This is a genomic window from Algibacter marinivivus, from assembly GCF_003143755.1.
GTDB lineage: Bacteria > Bacteroidota > Bacteroidia > Flavobacteriales > Flavobacteriaceae > Algibacter_B > Algibacter_B marinivivus.
Genome location: NZ_QFRI01000003.1, coordinates 129,844 through 152,613 on the forward strand (window position 1 = coordinate 129,844; position 22,770 = coordinate 152,613).

A 22,770-nucleotide genomic window follows, 5' to 3' on the forward strand; every position below is an offset into this window, starting at 1 on the left:
TCAATCAATAAAATTAAAATAATAAAGGCAGGTTAAAATTCTATTTCGTTAAATACTTATTTTAGTGTAGACGAATGACGTTTAAGTGTCGACGAATGGTTTTTACCTTAAAAAGGTTTAATCAACACTTTCTTCTTAAAACTATTTTTAGGTGCTTCACATAGTGAACATTCGTAATCCACTGGTAAATCTTCAAAAGAAGTGTTTGCTGGAATATTTTGAGTAATATCTCCATAAGTTTCGTTATAAACTGTCATACATTCTGAACATTGATGCACTTCTTCTTCAAAGGTTTCATTATTTGATGTTTGAATATTTTCATCTTCTTTTTCTGTTCCTAATTGCTCAAAATAAAGCTGGCTTAATTCCATTAACAAACCTGGTAATTCTAGCTTATCAACATCTTGAACATGCATAATGTAGTTTCTAGTATTTGGGTCGAAATTTTTAGCGTACAACAGATTGTAAGTATCTCGGATTGTGAAATCGCCTTTAATTTCTGGTGGCCTATTTTTTTCTATTACGATAGATGTGAAATTATAAGTATCACTGTCATAACTTGTAATTCCGAAGGTTAATCCATAAGTACTAATATCATTTTGATCGAAATTAGTAACCAAATATTTTTTAAGATTTAAAGCTTCTTTGTCGTTTACAGGTAAATGCCAATTCATTTCCAACATGGAATGACGCACGTTAATTCCAAACTTTCCTAAAAACTTTTCCCATTGTAGTTTGGACTTTAAGGGAATTCCTTTTACAATAAAAGACTTCCAAGGCGTGATGGAAATTTTACCAATTTTATTTTCAAAACATAAATCGCACATGGCTTTTAAAAATGGGATATCATACCTGTTATTTCGCCAATATAGTCCCAACCAATAACGGTCTTGACCAATACGATTCATCCCTTCGTAATATGGAAATGGATAAAATGGCACCTCTAAAGGTTTATCTACAGTACGGTTATTTGTATCAATCGCATCGCTCACTAAATCGAAAACCATATCTATAGTTTCCGGTTCTTCAATTAAAATATTTTCAATGGCTAATTCTATCTTATCCATGTCCCAACTATAAATTAAAGCGGGATACATTTCTGTTTTTTTCCAATCGGGTAGTCTCAGATACAAATACCAATAATCTTCGTGTTCAGAGGCTATAAAATTCACATTTCCTGTAAATAAAGGCACCAAACGCTGCATAGGGTCTGTAACATTTATACGAAGTTTTGGTGTGTGCTTAAACTGCTCTAAAATATACAAATAGCGATCACTTGTTAACCATGAGGTACTTGGCAATATTTCGGTAGACACATAGGATGATGCTATATTCTCAACACCATCGCGTTTAGGCTTTACAAATTGAATTTTATCAAACTGACTAAACTTACTTTTATCAATTTCCTCTGGAAAAATAATATCTTGTCTAGACCCAAAAGAAATAGCATCAAGTCCTAAACTTTCTGCAGCTTCACAAATATATTTCAACTCTCCTGGCGATAATACACCACCGTTTATCATTAATCTATACGGTTCTTCCATTATGCTAATACTTTTGAGTTTTGAAGTATCTCTCTAACTTCAGTTTTACAACTTCCACAACCTAAACCTGCTCCTGTTTTATCACAAAGCGTCGTAAAATCTGTGCATCCTTTTGAAATAGCTTCTTCTATATTTCCTGAGCCAACTTGACTACAAGAGCACACTAACTTACCTATAACGGGCACATCATTTGAAGACCCTCGAAGTAATTTATCACGCTTTTCAGCCATTTCAATTTTACTATCAATCATGGTTTTAAATTCGGCAAATTCATTCTTATCGCCCATTAAAACTGCGCCTACCAACAAATCATCTTTTACAATACATTTTTTATAATAGCGCTTTTTAATATCTGTAAAAATAATTTCCTCATAGCTATCATCATTTTCGGGGACACTAATATTTCCAATGCTACATAAATTCAAATCATTGAATTTTAGAATATTCATGAGTACAGAACCATTGTATGAACAACTCACATCTCCAGCAATAAAGTTTGCCAAAATATTGGCTTGCTCTTCTGCAGCAGACGTAATACCGAATAGCTGATTGTTAAATTCTGCAATTTCTCCAATAGCAAAAATATCAGGATGAGACGATTGTAAATGTTGATTTACTTTCACACCCCTTATACATTTTATACCATTTTCTCTAGCAATTTCTACATTTGGAATTGTACCAATAGCATATACAATAGCATTTGCTGTTATCGATTTTCCACTTTTTAGTGTGATATTTAATTCGCCTGTATCTTCATCATCAAACACCGTACTTACTTCATTATCAAAATAAATTTGGATACCACGTTCTTGAACATCTAAAGCCAATAATTTACTAGACACTTTATCTAATTGACGCTCCATCAAGCGCGAACCACGTTGTACAATTGTAATTTTTGCATTTTTATGTTTCATGGCTGCTGCTAACTCCAAACCAAGTAATCCACCACCAACAATAACCACATGCTGCTCTTCTGGAGGTAATCCTGTAGCCTCTAAATAGGCTTTAAAACTATCGGCATCACTTTTATTACGCATCGTAAAACGCCCTGGCAAATCTATTTGCACATCCTTTGGAATAAAGGCGCGACTACCAGTTGCCAATATCAATTTATCGAAATTATGCGTAGCTTCATTACTATCTGTTACTACTTTTTGATCTTTATCAATTTTTGTGATAAAAGTTTCAGGATGTAAATGAACATTTAGCTTTTTAAGCTCTTTTTCTTTAATTTTAAGAAGTTGCTCCCATGATAATTCTTCAGTAACATATTCTGGCAACAAGACGCGATTGTAGAACAAATTTGGTTCTTTTGAAAACACATGAATTTCATCTGTTTCATTCTGTTCTCTATAATTTTGAACAAATCGGAATGCTGCAGCTCCTGCCCCAGCGATTATAATTTTTTCAGCTGTCTTTTTATATTTTGAAACCGAGACCCTTGTGAACTTAAAATCAGGTTCTTTTGATGTAGGGTCAACGTGCGTATTCGTTAAATTATTAGCACGGTTTAAATTACTTTGTAATTGTTTGCCCCAATGCATTGGTAAAAACACCACGCCTTTTTTAATGTTCTCTGTAATTTTTGCACGCACTCGAACCACACCATTCTCACTTGTAATTTCAGTAATAGTACCATCTTTTATTTTATTCAAATACGCATCTACAGGATGAATTTCTAAAACAGGTGTTGGGTAATGCGTTTTTAATCTAGATACCTTTCCTGTTTTTGTCATGGTATGCCATTGGTCTCGAACACGTCCTGTTGTTAAAATCAAAGGATAGGTTTCATTCGGCTTAACCGATGTATTTTCAATAGTACTTGGTAAATTAAACTGTGCTTTCTGTGATGGTGTATAGAATTTTTTATCTTCAAAAAGTCGAGGCGTTCCTTGATGCCTATGTTCAGGAACTGGCCATTGAAAGGTGCCTTCGTTTTTTAATCTATCGTAATTTAAAAAGGACACATCAATATTTGTCCCCTTAGTCATAGATGCATATTCATCGTAAATTTCGCTAGCATTATTAAAGTTGAATCCTCTAAAGCCCATACGCTGAGCGAAATCACAAAAAATTTCAACATCTGGTCTGGCTTCTCCTGGAGCTTCTATTTCTTTAGGTAAATATGAAATTCGACGTTCAGAATTCGTCATGGTGCCTTCCTTCTCTAACCACGCTGCTGCTGGTAATACTAAATCCGCGAAAGCGACCGTATCCGATTTATGAGAAATCTCTTGAACCACAACAAACTTTGCATTTTTCATGGCTTTTTCAATACGATTCAAATTGGGTAAACTTACCAATGGGTTTGTACATGCAATCCAAACCGCTTTCATTTTACCGCTTTCTAATGCATCAAACATTTCGGTTGCTGTGAGTCCGGGTTTTGGATTTATTTTATCAACACCCCAAAATTGCGCTACTTCTCTACGGTGTTCTTCATTCATTAAATCTTTATGAACCGCCAAAAGATTCGCCATACCTCCTACTTCTCGCCCGCCCATCGCATTAGGCTGTCCTGTTAATGAAAACGGACCAGCACCTGGTTTTCCAACTTGCCCAGTAATTAACGATAAGTTTAATAAGGATACATTTTTATCGGTACCTACTACACTTTGATTTAAGCCCATAGCCCACATACTTATAAAACCTTTTGAAAGCCCTATCATATCTGCTGCTTGTTGAATGTCCTTTTCAGGAACACCACATAATTTTGAAGCTTGCTTTAAAGATGTTTTAAAAATTAAATCTTTATAATCTTGAAATCCCTGCGTATGGTTTTTTATAAATTTCTCATCGATTAATCCACGTTTGTATAAACAGCGACCAATAGCATTGTAAAGAATGACATCCGTTCCTGGAAGGAGTTGTAAATGTAAATCTGCAAAATTAGCGGTATCTGTCTTTCTTGGGTCAACCACTATAATTTTAACATCTGGATTGTCCTCTTTATGTTTTTCTAAGCGTCTAAATAAAATAGGATGACACCAAGCAGGGTTTGCTCCAGTGATTAAAAAGGTATCTGCCAATTCAATATCAGCATACGAAATCGGTACACTATCTTCCCCAAAGGCTTTTTTATAACCAACCACCGCAGAACTCATACATAATCGGGAGTTGGTATCAATATTATTTGTCCCTAAAAAGCCTTTTGTAAGTTTATTGGCAATGTAATATTCTTCAGTTAAACTTTGTCCAGATACGTAAAACCCAACGCTATCAGATCCATGTTTTTTGATGATGGATTTAAAAACGCTCGCTGCTCTATCTAAAGCATCGTCCCAACTCACACGCTCACGAGGATGTGATCTACTCCAACGCATTTCAGGGTATAAAATCCTATCAGAAGTATCATTTGCAACGTAATGCAAATTCATGCCCTTGGAACATAGCATCCCTTTGTTGACAGGATGATCTTTATCGCCTTCTACAAAAACAGTATTTTTAGCATCTTTTTTAACAATAATACCACAACCTACACCGCAGTAGGAACACGTTGTTTTTATTTCGTTTTTCATCATCTAAGGCAAGCATTTAATACGAATTAAACCAATAATTATTTAGTAATCAAACCTTTAGTTTATTATTCCTAATACTTTAAAAAAGCCCTTATTTATTTTTGATTTGATAAAAATCTATGCTAAAAATTTTGACTTTGATGTTTCTTTAGCTAAGAATAAACAGGTTTGAAACAATATCAAAACTACGTAATAATACTTAATTTTAGTTGTTTAAAATTACGTAATAGAAAAAAATTATGATGTTGATAATTTAGGAATGTGGATTTTGTGGATTTGGTAAAATGAAGGAAATTTAATTATTTATTTTAAGAAATATTAAATGATACTCAACTAAATAATAGAAAGAAACCAAAATTTAAAAACAATAAGATTAGCGACCAATTGCTAACAAGAGAATTCTAAGATGCTATATTTCTCTATTGGATACTCTTTTATAGATTGAACAACAACGTCTTGTATTATTACAATAAGACCATATTAAACTAGCCCAAACTCCTTAGCCTTATGGCTCAATTCCATTAAGTTTTTAACCTCTAACTTTTTCATGAGATTAAAACGGTGTACTTCGGCGGTACGTTTACTGATTTGAAGTTCATCAGCAATATCTTTGTTATTTTTAAGCTCTAAAACCAAACCTAAAATTTGCTTTTCGCGTTTGGTTAATTTAAAAGGATCTTCTTTTGGTGTTGCTTTTGCTGTAGCTGCTGTATTGGTGTTACCATTCACAAAATTATTCATGATAATTGCTGATACATCTCCTGTAAAATATTTACCTCCAGAAGCTACTTTAGTTACCGCTTTTAAGAATTCATCTTTACTAGCTCCTTTTAACAAATAACCATCTGCACCTGCTTGAATAGCTTGTACTACATATTCCTCGGAATCGTGCATGGATAATACCAATGTTCTAACATCTTTATGTGACTTACTCATCTCGCCAACCACTTCAATACCATTCATTTCTGGCATTCTGATATCTACAATCAACACATGGGGTTTATTTCTAGTTATTACTTCTAGAGCTTCTTTCCCGTTTGAGGCTTCATCTATCACAACAATTCCTGATTGGTCTTCCAAAAGGGCTTTAATACCATCTCTAACTAAAACATGATCGTCTGCAAGTACAACATTGATTACATCCATAAATAACAAATTATAAGTACAAAAGTAATAAAATTACGTAATACTACGTATTTTACAGGTTACGGTATCTAGTTATTAATTTTATTATATAAATTTTATAAAACTCCTTTCGATATTCCCAAGAAGGTAATTAGAGTTTTTTAGCCATTTAACGAGAGGAGACATGACTAACTCGAATCAACTAATCCAAAGGAATATTCAAAGTAACCCTTGTCCCTTTGCCCGCTTCCGAAGTTAAAAATAAACGTCCATCAATATACTTAATACGTTCTTGCATAAAAGTCATGCCCATACCGCCATCGCCTGTTTTTACAAACTTCACTTTATCTGGATTAAATCCTTTTCCATTATCATCAATAACAATACTCAAAATATTTTTACTATGCGACAAAGACACAATGATGTGAGTAGACTCCGCATACTTAATAGCGTTATTAATAGCCTCTTGTGTAATACGGTAAATATTAATTTCGGCAAGTGAATCCAAACGTTGATTAAAATCGGTTTTATTAAATAACACAATATCTTTCCCTGTAAGTTTCGTCAATTCTAAAGTTAATTTACTCAAAGCGGGTACAATACCATGGTCTGATAATTCTGGAGGCGTCAGGTTAAATGTTGCTGTCCTAACCCCTTTTATAATATTTGTAGTAAGTGTTTTTAAATGTTCAATTTTAGCACTAGCCTTTTCAACATCTTTTGTATCTATACTTTCTAAATTATATTTTAAACCCGTAAGCATTTGCCCTATACCATCATGCACATCTTTAGCAATACGGTTTTGCTCTTTTTCTTGGTTTTCAATAATCTTACTAGAAATGATTTTCTGCTGATTCATTTGTTCCTCAAAACTCTTTTCAGTCAGTCTATCAATTTCTAATTGAGCCACTTTTCGAGCAGTAATTTCAGAAGCAATAATCAATAATTCTGATTTCTCTTCGGTAGGCGAATATGGAATCACAGCCATTTCTAACCATACATGATTTCCATCCTTCGTAGTGGCTTTAACCTCACCTTGCCAACCTGTTTTTTTATGCTTATTGATGATGTCTTCAATAACAAATTGCTCCTGGTCTTCAGTAGATAAAACCGTCCAAAACAAAGTGACATCATTAAATTTGGAAAACTTAAATAATCGGGAAAACTTATTTCCCATGTGTACCAAACTTCCGTTAGGCAAAATACGCGCAAAAAGCAATGTATCGTCCATAGCACGACTTAAAGCACTTAATTCCTGAATGGATTTTTCCTTGGCTTTACTCAACTCATCAGCATCAAACGCCATTTTTTTTGCCCGTTTTTCAGCAAATAACAACTCCGCTAAAGTTGATTTTACCGACTTTGCAGCAGGCCAAAAAATAAATAAAAACTCACCTAAAAGAATCAATAAAGTCAATGCCGTTAACCACAACTCTAATTGACGCAACCATGCTACTTTTTCATCAGCTTCCAGATCATACTGATTAACAATATCATCCATCATCATCAAAAAATCAGCTTCATAAGCTTTTACTTTTTCAATATCATCAACATATTGCTCTAAAGTTAAAGGCGGTATATTTTCAATCTTATTAATAATAGCTTTTGAAGCCTTACTTATGGTATCAAAAACAGGATTTAAAGCCTTATATTTTTTCGAAACCCTTTTACTATTCGTATTGGGCAACCCTAAGCTATCATTTCCGTTTTGAAGCGCATGATGAGACAACTCCCATAAATGCAAGGTCTCCTTAATATTATCCTTTAAAAGAATCCGATTTTTAGGGTTGGTTTCTGCAGAAAGCGAAACAACATCTTTAGTTAGTTTCTGGCTCAACATACGTTGCCTACCCGCCACATTAATAACAGTAGAATCACTTTCTTGTCCGCTTAGGTGTGTTCTTATCAACACCTGACTCACAATTACAGAAAGTGCAATGGTACTAAAACCAATAATATACAAACGGCGAAGTTTATCAAAAGTCCTTTGGTCTAATGAATTGCCGTTCTTTGTCATAGTCAAAAATTTACGAAATAGCTTGTTTTACAAGCGCTAAGCTCTTTTCAGAAAACGGAAGTTTCAAAGCAGCCTTATGTCCTTTATCAGACATTTTTACCCATGTTTTTTTCAGAATATCAATGATTTTTTCGTCATCATGCTTAGCAGCAAACTCATCAAAATAGTAATCTAAAAACACCAAGCAAATAGTATCCTCTAAAGTTTGAGACTCTTCGTTTTTCTTAATCAGTTTTTTAAGAATAATAGCCTTAACCCTATCTGTAAACTGGTCATCGTAACCCACCTGTTTTAAAATATCAGCTGTTAAGTCACCATGCATTTTCTTTAAGGTTTCTCGCCATTTCAAGTATCCTACACGATCCATCGGGTATGCATCACGAGCAATTTTCCAACGGCAAATATGTTGTGCACGCGCCGCAATCTGTAACGCTTTAGAGGCATTAGGTTCAAACTGCAATAATTTTCGTGTCATACGCTGCGAGTACAACAATTCCTTTGGGTAGTCCATCCCAGCAACCTGGTAAGTATTTATATCTTCAGAGTTGGCTTTATCAATTAACGCAATTGCGGTTTCAAATCTGGTAGGCTTCATAAAATTTGTGTTTTGGTCTGTTCATTAATCCTAAAAGCCAATATACACATTTCCCTCTTCAATTTTAACAGGATAAGTAGCAATTTTTAAATCCTCACCAGCCAAATTACGCCCATCTTCCAAAGAAAAATTCTTCTTATGCATCGGGCAAGCCACCTTAGGAATATCATCCTTATCTCCTATCATTCCTAATGAAAGCACCATTTCCATTTTATGCGGACACAAATTCTGTGTTGCATACCATTTCCCTGTTCTCGAAAAATTATATACCGCAATCTGCTTACTTTTATACTTAATGCAGGCACCACTATTCTCAGGAAAATCAGTCGTTTCCCCCACTCTAAACCACTCTTTTACAGCATCTTCAGTAACTGTTACGTATTGATTCAATATATCTTGCATAATTCTATATTTTAAATTTTTATTTGTGCGTTACCACAAGGGTCGGCTTTTATTCATAGCTTTTTATTATATATTATCGAATTCATGAACATAAATATTTCTCTGCAATCCCTAACGCGAAACTCTCCCCTAGCCACTCCAAGGAGGGGAACTCTCACTCATCTGGGTATTTTATTCGCAAACAAACTAACTTCCAACTTCAAGCTACCAACTTCTTTACTTCCCTAAACCCATTGCTTCGGCATCTTCTGTCCTCTCATCGGAACAAACTCAATGTTATCATCCGTATCATCAGAATTCACAAAATGTTTAAAACGTTTCATCATTTCAGGGTTTTCAATAGCCTCTTTCCATTCACACTCATACCTATTTACCAATCCTTGCATTTCCTGTTCTAATTCTTCAGCAATACCTAACGAATCTTCAATAACTACTTGTTTTAGGTAATCAATACCACCTTCCAATTTATCCAACCAAGGTGCGGTTCTAACCAACGGACCAGCAGTTCGTATATAATACATTAAAAATCTGTCTAAGTATTTCACAACCGTTTCATCATCCAATTGTTCAGCTAATAAAACAGCATGCTTTGGTGTAGCACCACCATTTCCGCAAACATATAAATTCCAACCACCATCAACAGCAATCAATCCAAAGTCTTTTCCACGTGCCTCAGCACATTCTCTAATACATCCAGAAACACCACCTTTTAGTTTATGTGGCGAACGTAAGCCTCTATACCTATTTTCAATATCTATGGCAAACGTTACGCTTTCGTGCATACCGTATCTACACCATGTAGACCCAACACAACTTTTTACAGTTCTTAAAGATTTTCCGTAAGCATGTCCACTTTCAAAACCTGCATCAATCAATTCTTTCCAAATTAATGGTAATTCATGAATCTGCGCACCAAATAAATCAATACGTTGTCCGCCAGTAATTTTTGTATATAAATCGTATTTCTTAGCAACCTCTCCAATCACAATTAGTTGCTGCGGCGTAATCTCACCACCCGCAACTCTTGGCACTACAGAATACGTTCCGTTACGCTGAATATTTGCTAAAAATCTATCATTAGTATCTTGTATGGTAGGCTGTCTGTTTGCTGTTTCCATAGTAATGGTCGCAAAAATTGATGCTACTAAAGGCTTACAGGTTTCGCAACCATGACCCTCACCAAACAAATCTAGTGCCTCTTGATAATTAGGAACTTTATTGATTTTTATTAAATCGTAAAGCTCTTGTCTACTAAAGTTAAAGTGCTCACAAACCACCTCTTTAACCTCTTTCCCTAAAGATTTTAAGGTTTCATTTACCAAGTCAGTCACCATTGGTTTACAACCTCCACAACCCGATGTGGCTTTTGTTTTTGTAACCACATCTCCAAATGTTGTACAATCACCTTCGGTAATCGAACAACAGATATCACCCTTACTCACACTCTCACAAGAACATACTTGTGCATCATCTGGTAAGTCTAAAACACTTCCAAAAGATGAACCACCTTCACTTGCTGGCAATATTAATTGTGATGGATCTTCAGGAATAGCCATCCCATTCAGATATACTTGATGCAACATGTTATAATCTGCTGCATCACCAACTAAAATACCTCCTAGTAAAGATTTACCATCAAGACTTACATTTATTCTTTTATATAAATGCTGTGTTTTATTTTCAAAAATGATGGAATGTCCTTTTGCAGCAGGCATAAATGGCTCTCCAAAACTAGCCACATCTACTCCAATTAATTTTAATTTAGTAGACATATCAATATCTGCTGGCATAACCGTATCTGTATGTCCTATAATCTGTTCAACAGCTACTGCAGCCATATCATAACCAGGAGCAACTAAGCCATATATCATTTGATTATATAAGGCAATTTCACCAATAGCATAAATATTTTCATCTGAAGTTTTCATGGTGTTGTCAACCACAATACCCCCACGAACCCCAACTTCTAAACCACAAGCACGTCCTAGTTCATCTCTTGGACGAATACCTGCCGAAATAACAAGCATATCTACATCCAGCATATCATCCTCTCCAAACTCCATTCCTATGATATACTTATCACCTAAAATCTGATTGGTTGCTTTACTTAAGTGAATATTTAAACCAATAGATTCTAATTTTAATTTTAAAACCTGAGAACTTCTAGAGTCTAATTGCCTTGGCATTAACTTAGGTGCAAACTCCACAATATGTGGTTCTAAGCCCATATCCATAACCGCCTTACCAGCTTCTAAACCTAACAAACCACCACCTAAAACTGCGCCTCTTGCATTTGGTTTTAATTCTCTAAGCTTAGCAGCGTAAGCTAACATGCCTTCTAAATCTTCAATAGTTCTATATACAAATACGCCCTCTTTTTCAACACCTTTAATTGGTGGTACAAAAGGCGAAGATCCTGTTGCTAATACCAAATAATCATAAGAAAACTCACGGTCTTTTGCAGTTGTAATTGTTTTTGCGGTTCTATTAATATCAGCCACACGTTCATTGGTAACTAAATCAATACCGTTTTCACCATACCACTCTGCTGGAGCCATTTCTAAAGCTTTCGCATCTTGATTCTCAAAAAACTCACTCAAGTGAACTCTATCATAAGCTGGTCTTGGTTCTTCACCAAACACTGTAATTTTAAAATCTTTGCTTTCAGCTTTTTCTACAAATTTTTCACAAAACTTATAACCAACCATGCCGTTTCCAACAACAATAATGTTCTTCATAATTACGTATTTAAAAAACAAAACTAAGTATTTATACGTATTTTTGAATCTAATTATCTAAGAAATTTACGTAGTAAGGCAATTATTATCAATTTCACAAATTGAGCAACTAATAATTATTTATAAAGAAATTTTGGGATAAGTTTTTACTGAAAATTTAAACTTTTGTAACCGTTATTCTCACACTCTTTGAAGCTGGTGTTTTAGCTGTGTGAGCGAAACTATCCAAGGGAACCAATACATTCGTTTCAGGAAAATACGTTGCACAACAATTTTTAGGAATATCATAACCCACTACTACAAAATTATTTGCTTCTCTAGTAACGCTATTATATTCAGATTTAAGGTTTACAACATCATGTGTATCTAAACTACGTAGTTTCATGTCTTCTCTATTCATAAAAATAACACGTCGCTCATTAAAAACACCGCGATATCTATCATCTAATCCATAAATAGTTGTATTAAATTGATCGTGACTTCTAATCGTCATCATAATCAATTCATTTTCTTTTAATTTCCAATTTGGTAATTTATTAGCTGTAAAATTTGCTTTTCCTGTCTTGGTTTTAAATTCTCGAACACGAGCTCCATTGGGCAAATAAAAGCCCGAAGGCTGTTTTAGCTTTTGATTATAATTTGCAAACCCTGAAACAACTTCTGCAATATCATCTCTTACTAGATTATAATCATCTTTATATTGCAACCAATTTACTTTAGACTTTTCTTTTAAAGTCGCATTTGCAATACCACAAACTACGGCAACTTCACTAATTAAAGCCTCTGAACAAGGTTCTAAAATACCCTTTGTAGATGAGACCACACCCATAGAGTTTTCAACACTCTGAGTTTGTACACCTGTTTTTTGATAATCCTTTTCTGCTCTACCTAAACATGGTAAAATCAATGCTTCTTTGCCAGTAACCAAATGCGAACGGTTTAATTTAGTACTTACATGCACCGTTAAATTACAATTTGCCATAGCCTGCGCAGAATACGCTGTGTCTGGAACAGCAGAAATGAAGTTACCTCCAAGTCCAAAAAACACTTTAGCTTTCTTCTCATACATCGCTTTAATTGCTTCAATAACACTATAGCCATGTTTAGTAGAAGGTTTAAAACCGTATTTAGCTTCAATTTTATCTAAAAAGGCTTGAGGTGCAGATTCCCAAATACCAACGGTTCTATCACCTTGCACATTTGAATGTCCTCGAACTGGGCAAGTTCCAGCGCCTTCTTTTCCAATACTCCCTTTAAGCAATAATAAATTTACAAGCTCTCGGATATTATCTACTGCATTTTCATGCTGTGTCAATCCCATAGCCCAACAAATAATAATTTTTTCCTTGTTAAGGACTAATTCAAAAACCTCATCAAAAGTTTTTCTTGAAACTCCAGAGGCTCCTAAACATTCATTAAAATCGTAAGTTTTTAAATCTGAAATAAAATCTTCTAGTCCATCAGTATGTTCATTTATAAATTCCTTATCAAACACGCTTCCAGTCTCTTCTTCTTTTTCTAATAATTTTAGTAATAGCGCTTTAAAAAAAGCCACATCACCATTAATAGTAATTGGCACAAAAACATCAGATAGTTTTGTACCTCCAGTTAGCATTTTAATTGGATTCTGAGGATTAGTAAACTTCATTAAACCAGCTTCGGGCAATGGATTAATGGCTACAATTTTACCACCATTTTTCTTTGTTTTTTCTAAAGCTGAAAGCATTCTTGGATGATTTGTTGCTGGGTTTTGCCCCACAACCATCACTAATTCTGCTTTATATAAATCATCTAAAATGACTGAACCTTTTCCAATACCTAAGGTTTCAGATAGTGCACTTCCACTGGTTTCATGACACATATTGGAACAATCTGGAAGGTTAGCTGTTCCAAACTCTCTAACAAACAATTGATATAAGAAAGCTGCTTCATTAGTCGTTCTTCCAGAAGTATAAAACACCGCTTCATCTGGATTATCTAGAGCATTTAAATGATCTGCTACTTTCTTAAAAGCGTCTTCCCAACTTATGGGTTGATAATGAGTAGCACCTTCAGGTAAATACATAGGTTCTGCTAAACGCCCTGACTTTCCAATTTCAAAATCAGATAAACTTGCTAAATCATCAACAGCATTGTTTTTAAAAAAATCACGCCAAATCAACTTACTTTGCATTTCCTCTGCCATGGCTTTCATACCATTTTCGCAATATTCTCCAAGTGAAGAACGCTCATCATCTGGATCTGGCCATGCGCAACCTGGACAATCAAAACCACCTTTCTGATTCATTTTTATTGCTAACTTAAATGCATCAGTAACATTCATGTATTTCGACACTTGACCAATAGAGTTTTTAATAGCAGAAAACCCAACGCTATTTTCTGGACGTTGGGTTATTTTTATTTTTAAAAACTCTTCTGATGTTTTAGCCTTTTCTTTTGGCGATAAACTCATTTGATTTATGTTTTTTTATCCTACAACTTTTTCTAATACCATATTACTCATATATGGCTGTTTGTAAAGTCGTTTTCCTGTTGCAGCATAAACAGCATTAGCAATTGCAGCTCCAATAGGCGGGAAAGTAGGTTCGCCAAGGCCAGTTGGATCTATATCGCTTTCAACAAAATGCACATCAACTTGTGGTGTTTGTCCCATTCTAATTAATTGGTACGCATTAAAATTATTAGATTGAGGGATTCCATCTTTAAAACTAAAATCGCTATACATAGTATGACCTATCCCATCAATAACACCGCCTTTTATTTGATTTAAAGCACCTAACGGGTTTACGACTATACCACAATCTACAGCACAAGTTACTTTCTCTACTATTGGAATTCCATTTTTCATTCTTATATCAGCAACCTCAGCTACGTGTGTGTTATGACAATAATAAACTGAAAAACCTTGATACACACCATCTTTTGATTTACCCCAATTTGATTTCTCAACTGCAAGCTTAATAACGCCTTGTAATCTATCCGGGCTATATTCAATATTAGGTTCAGGATTATTTTTTGCGTTTTCTAATAAATCCATATGCAATTGAATTCTATCTACCTCTAAAGCTTCAGCAAGCTCATCGAAAAAACTTTGTTCTGCACTAGCTAAAAAATTAGTATACGGAGCTCTCCAAGCTCCAGTGGTGATATTACTCTTGTAATTGGCTGTATCAACTTGATAATTATCAATGGCTGCAGCTGGAAAGAAATTTGGTATTAATCCATACATATTACCATTAATAGCAGCCTCTTTTAAATGATACCCTGTTAGTTTTCCTTCTTTAATTGAAGCCGAAATTTTATATTTTATTGCTGGTCTATAGACACCTGTTGTCATATCATCTTCTCTAGTAGAGACCATTTTTACAGGTTTTTTTATTGTATTAGAAACATCTGTTGCTTCAATAATGAAATCAGAATAAAGTCTTCTACCAAACCCCCCGCCCATTCGAGTCATTTCTACATGAACCTCTGTAATATCTCTATCCAATAAAGCTGATGCAACTTTTGCCGATTCTGCTGGTGTTTGTGTTGGACCAACTAAATGAATTTTATCCGCAGTAACATTTGCAAAAAAATTCATAGGTTCCATACAATTATGAGGCAAAAAAGGAGATTCAAAAGTTCGTTCTAAAATTTTATCAGCTTCAGCGAAAGCTTTTTTCACGTTACCGTCAGATCGTCTTGTACTAAACTTAGTACCATCTAATAAATCTAATAATATTTTATCATGAGATTCAGTACTTTCAAGAGGTGATTCTTTTTTCCAAGTCGCCTTAATTGCATTTTTACCTTTTATTGCACTCCAAGTATTATCAGCTATAACAACAACTTTATCCGTTCCGCTAATAATTGATGTCCAACTTACATAGCCTTTTTTAATAAAATTTCTAGCATTTTCTCCAATAGTTATGACATCCAAAACTCCTGGGATAGCTTTAGCTTCTGTTGCATCAAAAGATTCTAAAATTTCCCCAAATGCAGGTGGTCTTAAAACCGAAGCATAAACCATACCCTCTTCCTTATAATCTAAACCAAATAAAGGCTTACCAGTAACAATTTTATCTAAATCTACATTAGCTGTATTTTGTCCAATAATTGTGAAGTCTTTTGGTTTTTTCAATTCTATGTTTTCTGGAACTTCTAAAATAGCAGCTTCATTAACAACATCTCCATAACTAAAAGTCTCTCCATTTGCATTAGTAATAATACCTTCTTTTGCTGAACATTCTGAAGCATCAACACCCCATTTAGCAGCAGCAGCATTAATCAACATTTGTTTAGCTGTTGCTCCTGTTTGTCTTAATGGTAGCCAACTATGTCTAATAGATTGACTTCCTCCTGCAACTTGACGTGCAAAATTCTTATTATCCAAAGCGCCTTGTTTAACATAAACATCACTCCATAAAACATCTAATTCTTCAGCAATTAACATGGGCATTGATGTTTTTACACCTTGACCAATTTCAGGATTTGGAGAAAATATAGTGACTTTCCCTTCTGGGGAAATTTTTATGAAAGCATTAAAATCATTATAATTTAATTGACTTAAATCTATTGAAGGTTTCACATCAGACTTACATGCATTGAATAAGTTAAAACCTATTATCATACCACCACTCGCTAAAGCTGATGATTTTAAGAACGATCTTCTACTGAATGTAATTTTATTTGAAGGAGTCATTGTTTTCTATTTAGGTTGATTAACTTATTTTTTTAGAGGCTACTTTTACTGCTTCTTCAATACTATTATACGCAGCACATCTACAAATATTTCCATGCATAGCATTTCTAATTTCTGAGTCAGAAGGATTTGGATTACTCTTCAAAAATGCTGAAGCTGTCATGATTTGTCCTGCTTGACAATATCCACATTGTGGCACATCAACTTCTTCCCAAGCTTCTTGTACAGGATGATCTCCATTCTCAGAAAGCCCTTCAATAGTTGTAATATTCATACCTTCGGCTTGTGACACTTGAAGTAAACAACTTCTCATGGCATTTCCATCTACATGAATTGTACATGCACCACATTGACCAATACCACAGCCAAATTTAGTACCTACCATGTCTAGTTTATCTCTCAACACCCATAATAAAGGCGTATCCATATCTGTTTCTACAGTATGGGTTTTATTGTTAATTTTTAAGTTGAATGTTGGCATGGATATAATTTTAATTGAATTCTTACTAAAAATACAAAAAAATAAAAGTTATTTTTAAAGAATAAATTCATTTAACATGGTTTTAATAAAATCAGGTTTAAAAATAACTGGATGATAAGTTCAAAACGTATAGGGCTGTTTCTTGGCCCAATTTTATATATTTCAATTCGGCTTTTCTTTTCTCCTGAAGGACTATCAAATGAGGCAAATGGTATTTTAGCATCTACCGTTTGGATTGCTATTTGGTGGATTACGGAAGCTATCCCTATTGCTGCCACAGCCTTATTACCTATTGTGCTATTCCCGCTTTCTGGGAGTTTGGATATTGGAACTACAACCGCATCATTTGGTCATAAGTTTGTGTTTTTATATTTAGGCGGATTTATAATTGCCATCGCTATTGAGAAATGGAATTTACATAAACGAATAGCGCTTAACATTATCAATATTATTGGGTCAAACATTCAAAAAATTATTTTGGGCTTTATGATGGCTACTGCGTTTTTATCAATGTGGATATCAAATACAGCAACTTCAGTAATGATGCTTCCAATAGGCATTGCCATAATCAAACAGTTGAAAGACAACCCGAAAACAGATAAAAACGAGAATTTAATCTTTGGAAAAGCACTTATGCTCGCAATTGCCTACAGTGCATCTATTGGTGGTATTGCCACATTAATTGGAACCCCACCAAATTTGGTTTTAGCAGGTGTTGTTTCTGAAACTTATGGCTATGAAATAACATTTTCTCAATGGTTTATATTTGGATTTCCTATTTCGGTTATTTTATTGATTATTTGTTGGAAGTATTTAACTGCATTCGCTTTTACATTTAAACAAAAAGAATTCCCTGGCGGAAAGCAAGAAATAAAACGGTTATTAAAATCTCTAGGAAAAATGAGTTTTGAAGAGAAAATTGTTGCTATTGTTTTTGCAGCAACAGCATTTTGTTGGATAACACGCTCATTTCTATTGAAAAAAATATTACCACAAATTGATGACACCATAATTGCCATTTTATTTGCTTTAGTCCTGTTTTTAATTCCTTCAAAAACCAAGCATAAAAAAATAATTTCATGGAGAGACACCAAAGATTTGCCTTGGGGTATCATTCTTTTATTTGGTGGTGGTATGGCACTTGCAAAAGGTTTTGAAACGAGTGGATTAGCATTGTGGATAGGAAACCAAATGACATCACTTGCTGGTGTAAGTACTATCATTTTGATTTTATTATTAATTGCTGCTGTTAATTTTCTAACAGAAATCACATCAAATCTAGCCACTACAGCAATGCTTTTACCCGTTTTAGCGCCTATGGCTTTAACTATAGATATTCATCCGTTTATTCTAATGGTTGGTGCTGCAGTAGCGGCGTCATGTGCATTTATGCTTCCTGTTGCTACGCCTCCAAATGCTGTGGTTTTTGGTTCTGGTTATTTGCGTATTCCAGATATGGTAAGTAAAGGGATAGTTATGAATATTATATCAATAATAATACTAACGCTATTTGTATATTTTGTACTTCCTGAATTATGGAATATTGTTATTGAAGGTTTTCCTGAGAGCCTCAAAAACTAGCAATTCTCATTCACAAATTCTAATGCCCGTTTTTCATTATAATACACATTCTTTTTATCAATAAAGCCTGCGTGTCCCCCATAATTTGGCATTTCCAAATGCAAACTAGAATTTAATTTAGCTTCTTTTACTGGAAAACATTCTGGAGATAAAAACGAATCATTTAAAGCATTGATAATTAGTGTTGGCGTTTTTATATTCTTTAAAAATTGCAAACTACTGCATTTTGTATAATAATCTAATGCATCCTCAAAACCATGTGCTTTTGCTGTATAAATAGTATCAAAATCTGTTAGTGTTTTAATAGTGTTAAGCGTTTCAATACTTAGTAATTCAGGAAAACGCTGTTGCTTAATTTTTAATCTATTTACTAGGTGTTTTAAAAACCTATCGTGATACAATTTGTTTTTAAATGTATGCAATGCTTTTGCAGAACCTGTTAAATAACATGGTACAGAAACCGCAATTGCAGATTTAACTTGAACAGGTACATTATCTCTTTCTCCTAGATATTTAAGAATCATGTTGGCTCCAAGGCTGATGCCTTTTAAATAGATTTCAGAATAACGTTTATTTAAAATAGTATGTTCAATAACTGCTTCTAAATCTTCAGTAGCTCCAGAATGGTAACTTCTATATTTTAAGTTATCTTCTCCACTACAGCCTCTAAAATTGACACAAACTGCATCAATATTATTTTCATTAAATAATTTTGCAGTTCCAGTCATGTAAGGACGTTGCCCATTCCCTTCAAGTCCATGCAATAGAATAATAAGTTTTTTACCTTTTTCCTTTGAAAAACTCCAATCTAAATCTAAAAAGTCGCCATCACTTAAAGTAATACGTTCGCGTTCTTGCTCATGTGAAACACGTCTTACTAATCCTGAATACACCGTAGAAATAAATCCGTTTTTAAAATAAAATCGTGGTTTATACGTTGACTCAATTACTGGCATATCCTACTGAACTTCTAGATTTGTGAATTGAAATTTAGACCCATCAAAAAGCCCTTTATCACTTAGTTTTAATGAAGGTATTACCAATAACGCCATAAACGATAAGGTCATGTAAGGTGCGTATAATTTGCTTCCTAATTTTTTTGCCATTTTATCAAGTTCAGCATATTGTTCTCCAATTGTTTCTCCATCTTTATCACTCATAATACCAGCAACTGGAAGCGATACTATTTTTTCCTCAGAATTTGAAACAGCACAAATACCGCCTTTATTTTCTATTATTAAATTCACTGCATTACAAATAGCTTCATCAGATACACCTACAGCAATAATATTATGTGAATCATGACCAACAGAAGAAGCAATAGCGCCTTCCTGCAAACCAAAATTCTTAATAAATGCAATTGCAGGTTTTTGATTTTGATAACGATTTACTACTGTCATTTTCAGAATATCTTTTTCGGTATTTGAAACTAGATTTCCATTATCGATTAAAGCATCTTCTATTATTTCATTAGTTACCAACTGCCCTTCTAGAGCTTCAATAACTCGTATTTGATCCCGTCCTGAGCGCAGTCGAAGGGTTGATGAAGATTCAAATTTAAAATCTAAAACGCTTTTCTTTTTACAATTGAAATTATTTAGGATTTCAAAGGATACGGGCTTGATTAGCGATTGTCCGTTATCAAAAACCAAATCACCATTAATATACGTTTGAAGTGTTTTAAAACTCTTCAAATCTTCAATAACAATACAATCAGCAGCATCTCCAACCTTCAATAATCCAACATCTAAACTATAATGATTGACTGGATTAATACAAGCTGCCTGTAATACTTTAAAAACATCTATATCTTTTGCTACAGCTCTTGCACATAATTGATTGATATGACCAATTATTAAATCGTCAGGATGCTTATCATCACTACAGAACATCATGTTTTCGAAATGCTCTGGAAGCAAATCAATTAAAGCTTCAAAATTCTTAGCAGCACTACCCTCTCGAATTAAGATTTTCATACCCTTTTGAAGTTTCTCTAAAGCTTCTTCATAAGTAAAACATTCATGGTCAGTTGTAATTCCAGCCTTTATGTACTTTGTTATATCCGCACCTCTAACTCCAGGTGCATGTCCGTCGACAGGTTTGTTATAATGTTTTGCCCAAGCTATTTTTTTTAAGACGTCTTCGTCATCAAAAAGCACTCCTGGATAATTCATCATTTCCGCTAGATATTTGATATCTGGGTTTTCAAGAAGTGATTTTATGCCTTCAGAATCTATAACAGCACCTGCGGATTCAAAATGGGTAGCAGGCACACATGATGGTGCTCCAAAATTGAATTTAAATGGTACTTTTTTTCCGTTATCTATCATGAACTCTACACCAGAAACACCTAATACATTTGCAATTTCATGTGGATCAGAAACGGTTGCTATGGTACCATGTTTTACGGCTATTCTTGCAAATTCTGATGGTACTAACATTGAGCTCTCAATATGAATATGCGCATCAATAAAACCCGGAAGGATATAATTATTTACATTATTGGCTTTCTCTTGAATGGATTTGATTTTACCATTTTCAAAAGTGATTTCGCCTTTGTAAATGCGTTTATTTTGTATGTCTACTATGTTTCCTTGGATTGTCATTTATTTATTTTATTCAAAAAAGACACTTCGACTGCGCTCAGTGTGACAAAAGTTACTTCAATTCAATTTTTAAAATTTGCTTTGTACTTTCAGTAACTCTAAATCGGTTATCTGCTCTTCTATTAATAACCCAAACAATAGCTTCTCCTGAACATAATAACCATGTGTTTTCTTTCTCTAAAAGTGATAATTTTTCGTCTTTAAAGTATTTACTTATTTTCTTTTTACCTGTCATTCCTAGAGGGTAAAACACATCACCTTCTGTATATTTCCGTATGGTTAATGGGAATTGCAATTGCTCTTTATCTACAAAAATGATGTTGGTGCGTGTACCAAAAATGGCATCAGCTTCATCAAAAAATAACGTTCCGAATGGTGTGTCTTTTTTGTGGTCTTCCGCAGTTATTATAATGTTTTGGTGCTGTTCTTGGTTTATTTCACTTAGCAATAAATGTTCACGGTTTTTAATTAATCTATGCGTATTTGAAAACACTTGCTTGCCTGTTTCTGTATCCAATAAATCTACAACATCGTTCCATTCAGTAAATCCAAATTCTTTTAACGACTCAAACAAATACGCTTTTGGATTGTTTACTTTTTTAAATTCTGAAACTTTAAATGCCACATGGTTTTCGTCCATGGTTTCGATGGCACGTTTTAAAACAGCATTAACACTTTCATCAACAATATCTGCGGTGTCATTTAAATTTTCAATTGTGGTTTGGAAACTTTGTAATAAACTTGGATTAATTTCTTTTAGAATCGGAATCACTTCATGACGCAGTTTATTTCGTAAATATTTAACTGATTTGTTACTGCTATCATCTCGCCATTTAATAGTGTTCGCTTTAGCATAAGCTTCAATATCCTCACTCGAAAAAGGTAATAATGGACGAATATATTTTTCGTTTATTTCTGGAATTCCGGTTAAACCCTCTAGCCCTGTGCCTCTGGTAAAATTGATAAGAAATGTTTCTAAATTATCATCCGCATGATGCGCAGTTAGTATGTAATCGAAATCTAATTGTTCTGATAGTTCATCAAACCAAGCATAACGGAGTTCGCGCGCTGCCATTTGGATGGAACGTTTGTTATTTTTTGCGTAAGCCTCGGTATCAAATCTTTGTGCGAACACTTCTAGATTTAAATCTTCGGCGAGTGCTACAACAAAATCTTCATCGGCATCGCTTTCTTTTCCTCGCAGATTGAAATTGCAATGTGCTAGTGAGATATTTAAACCTAATTGATGACATAAATGGGTTAACACCACACTGTCTATACCTCCTGAAATGGCGATTAACACCTTACTCTCGGTTAAGAAAGACAGGTTGTTATTTATATGATTTTGGAAATTTTCTAACACTTTTCAAAGTTAAGTTTTATTTTATTCTCGCAAAGACGCAAAGGTGCAAAGTTTTAAGCTTGTTACTTATTGAGGTTTCGACTGCGCTCAACCTGACTCATTAGCAAGCTTGCATA

14 protein-coding genes are annotated in these 22,770 nt (G+C 34.1%); 1 reads left to right on the top strand and 13 read right to left on the bottom strand.

Annotated features, from left to right (window positions below; genetic code table 11):
- Positions 1-107: 107 nt before the first annotated feature.
- The 10 genes from DIS18_RS12190 to DIS18_RS12235 form a co-directional block, all read right to left on the bottom strand.
- Positions 108-1,544: a rubredoxin domain-containing protein gene (locus DIS18_RS12190; RefSeq protein ID WP_109353360.1), complete on the bottom strand. Its 1,437-nt coding sequence runs from the start codon at positions 1,542-1,544 to the stop codon at positions 108-110.
- Positions 1,544-5,065 (bottom strand): nitrate reductase, encoded by a 3,522-nt coding sequence (locus tag DIS18_RS12195; protein WP_109353361.1) that lies wholly within the window; start codon positions 5,063-5,065, stop codon positions 1,544-1,546. The genes DIS18_RS12190 and DIS18_RS12195 overlap by 1 nt, the downstream gene beginning before the upstream one ends.
- 477 nt (positions 5,066-5,542) lie before the next feature.
- Positions 5,543-6,208: a response regulator transcription factor gene (locus DIS18_RS12200; RefSeq protein WP_109353362.1), complete on the bottom strand. Its 666-nt coding sequence runs from the start codon at positions 6,206-6,208 to the stop codon at positions 5,543-5,545.
- A gap of 181 nt (positions 6,209-6,389) precedes the next feature.
- A complete protein-coding gene (locus tag DIS18_RS12205) occupies positions 6,390-8,204 on the bottom strand; it encodes a sensor histidine kinase (RefSeq protein WP_109353363.1) in 1,815 nt (604 codons plus the stop codon).
- Between the two features lie 10 nt (positions 8,205-8,214).
- Entirely contained in the window at positions 8,215-8,799 is a 585-nt protein-coding gene (locus DIS18_RS12210) for a DUF4202 domain-containing protein (RefSeq protein WP_109353364.1), read from the bottom strand.
- Positions 8,800-8,829: 30 nt separating this feature from the next.
- Positions 8,830-9,201: a nitrite reductase small subunit NirD gene (gene nirD, locus DIS18_RS12215; RefSeq protein WP_109353365.1), complete on the bottom strand. Its 372-nt coding sequence runs from the start codon at positions 9,199-9,201 to the stop codon at positions 8,830-8,832.
- A gap of 224 nt (positions 9,202-9,425) precedes the next feature.
- A complete protein-coding gene (nirB, locus tag DIS18_RS12220; protein WP_109353366.1) occupies positions 9,426-11,939 on the bottom strand; it encodes a nitrite reductase large subunit NirB in 2,514 nt (837 codons plus the stop codon).
- Positions 11,940-12,096: 157 nt separating this feature from the next.
- Complete coding sequence (locus DIS18_RS12225; protein WP_109353367.1) at positions 12,097-14,391, bottom strand: FdhF/YdeP family oxidoreductase; 2,295 nt, start codon at positions 14,389-14,391, stop codon at positions 12,097-12,099.
- Between the two features lie 15 nt (positions 14,392-14,406).
- Positions 14,407-16,623 (bottom strand): xanthine dehydrogenase family protein molybdopterin-binding subunit, encoded by a 2,217-nt coding sequence (locus tag DIS18_RS12230; protein WP_109353368.1) that lies wholly within the window; start codon positions 16,621-16,623, stop codon positions 14,407-14,409.
- A 19-nt stretch (positions 16,624-16,642) separates the two neighbouring features.
- The gene (locus DIS18_RS12235; RefSeq protein WP_109353369.1) at positions 16,643-17,104 is read right to left on the bottom strand and encodes a (2Fe-2S)-binding protein; all 462 of its coding nucleotides are present in this window, start codon (positions 17,102-17,104) and stop codon (positions 16,643-16,645) included.
- Between the two features lie 111 nt (positions 17,105-17,215).
- Here DIS18_RS12235 and DIS18_RS12240 point away from each other — a divergent pair, with 111 nt between their 5' ends.
- The gene (locus DIS18_RS12240; protein WP_109353370.1) at positions 17,216-18,685 is read left to right on the top strand and encodes an SLC13 family permease; all 1,470 of its coding nucleotides are present in this window, start codon (positions 17,216-17,218) and stop codon (positions 18,683-18,685) included.
- Here the strand turns inward: DIS18_RS12240 and DIS18_RS12245 are convergent.
- The 3 genes from DIS18_RS12245 to tilS are packed head-to-tail and all read right to left on the bottom strand — an operon-like array spanning position 18,682 to position 22,654.
- Positions 18,682-19,641, bottom strand: coding sequence for a YheT family hydrolase (locus DIS18_RS12245; RefSeq protein ID WP_109353371.1), 960 nt, complete (start codon positions 19,639-19,641; stop codon positions 18,682-18,684). The genes DIS18_RS12240 and DIS18_RS12245 overlap by 4 nt on opposite strands.
- Positions 19,642-19,644: 3 nt before the next feature.
- Positions 19,645-21,291, bottom strand: a complete 1,647-nt coding sequence (ade, locus tag DIS18_RS12250) for an adenine deaminase (RefSeq protein ID WP_109353372.1) — start codon at positions 21,289-21,291, stop codon at positions 19,645-19,647.
- Between the two features lie 52 nt (positions 21,292-21,343).
- Positions 21,344-22,654 carry a tRNA lysidine(34) synthetase TilS gene (gene tilS / locus DIS18_RS12255; RefSeq protein WP_109353373.1) on the bottom strand — a complete coding sequence of 437 codons (1,311 nt, stop codon included), beginning with the start codon at positions 22,652-22,654 and terminating at the stop codon, positions 21,344-21,346.
- Positions 22,655-22,770 lie beyond the last annotated feature (116 nt).

Bases quoted from the DNA above. Each gene is read 5' to 3' on its own strand.
- DIS18_RS12190 (WP_109353360.1), bottom strand. From the start codon at position 1,544: ATGGAAGAACCGTATAGATTAATGATAAACGGTGGTGTATTATCGCCA.
- DIS18_RS12195 (WP_109353361.1), bottom strand. From the start codon at position 5,065: ATGATGAAAAACGAAATAAAAACAACGTGTTCCTACTGCGGTGTAGGT.
- DIS18_RS12200 (WP_109353362.1), bottom strand. From the start codon at position 6,208: ATGGATGTAATCAATGTTGTACTTGCAGACGATCATGTTTTAGTTAGA.
- DIS18_RS12205 (WP_109353363.1), bottom strand. From the start codon at position 8,204: ATGACAAAGAACGGCAATTCATTAGACCAAAGGACTTTTGATAAACTT.
- DIS18_RS12210 (WP_109353364.1), bottom strand. From the start codon at position 8,799: ATGAAGCCTACCAGATTTGAAACCGCAATTGCGTTAATTGATAAAGCC.
- nirD (WP_109353365.1), bottom strand. From the start codon at position 9,201: ATGCAAGATATATTGAATCAATACGTAACAGTTACTGAAGATGCTGTA.
- nirB (WP_109353366.1), bottom strand. From the start codon at position 11,939: ATGAAGAACATTATTGTTGTTGGAAACGGCATGGTTGGTTATAAGTTT.
- DIS18_RS12225 (WP_109353367.1), bottom strand. From the start codon at position 14,391: ATGAGTTTATCGCCAAAAGAAAAGGCTAAAACATCAGAAGAGTTTTTA.
- DIS18_RS12230 (WP_109353368.1), bottom strand. From the start codon at position 16,623: ATGACTCCTTCAAATAAAATTACATTCAGTAGAAGATCGTTCTTAAAA.
- DIS18_RS12235 (WP_109353369.1), bottom strand. From the start codon at position 17,104: ATGCCAACATTCAACTTAAAAATTAACAATAAAACCCATACTGTAGAA.
- DIS18_RS12240 (WP_109353370.1), top strand. From the start codon at position 17,216: ATGATAAGTTCAAAACGTATAGGGCTGTTTCTTGGCCCAATTTTATAT.
- DIS18_RS12245 (WP_109353371.1), bottom strand. From the start codon at position 19,641: ATGCCAGTAATTGAGTCAACGTATAAACCACGATTTTATTTTAAAAAC.
- ade (WP_109353372.1), bottom strand. From the start codon at position 21,291: ATGACAATCCAAGGAAACATAGTAGACATACAAAATAAACGCATTTAC.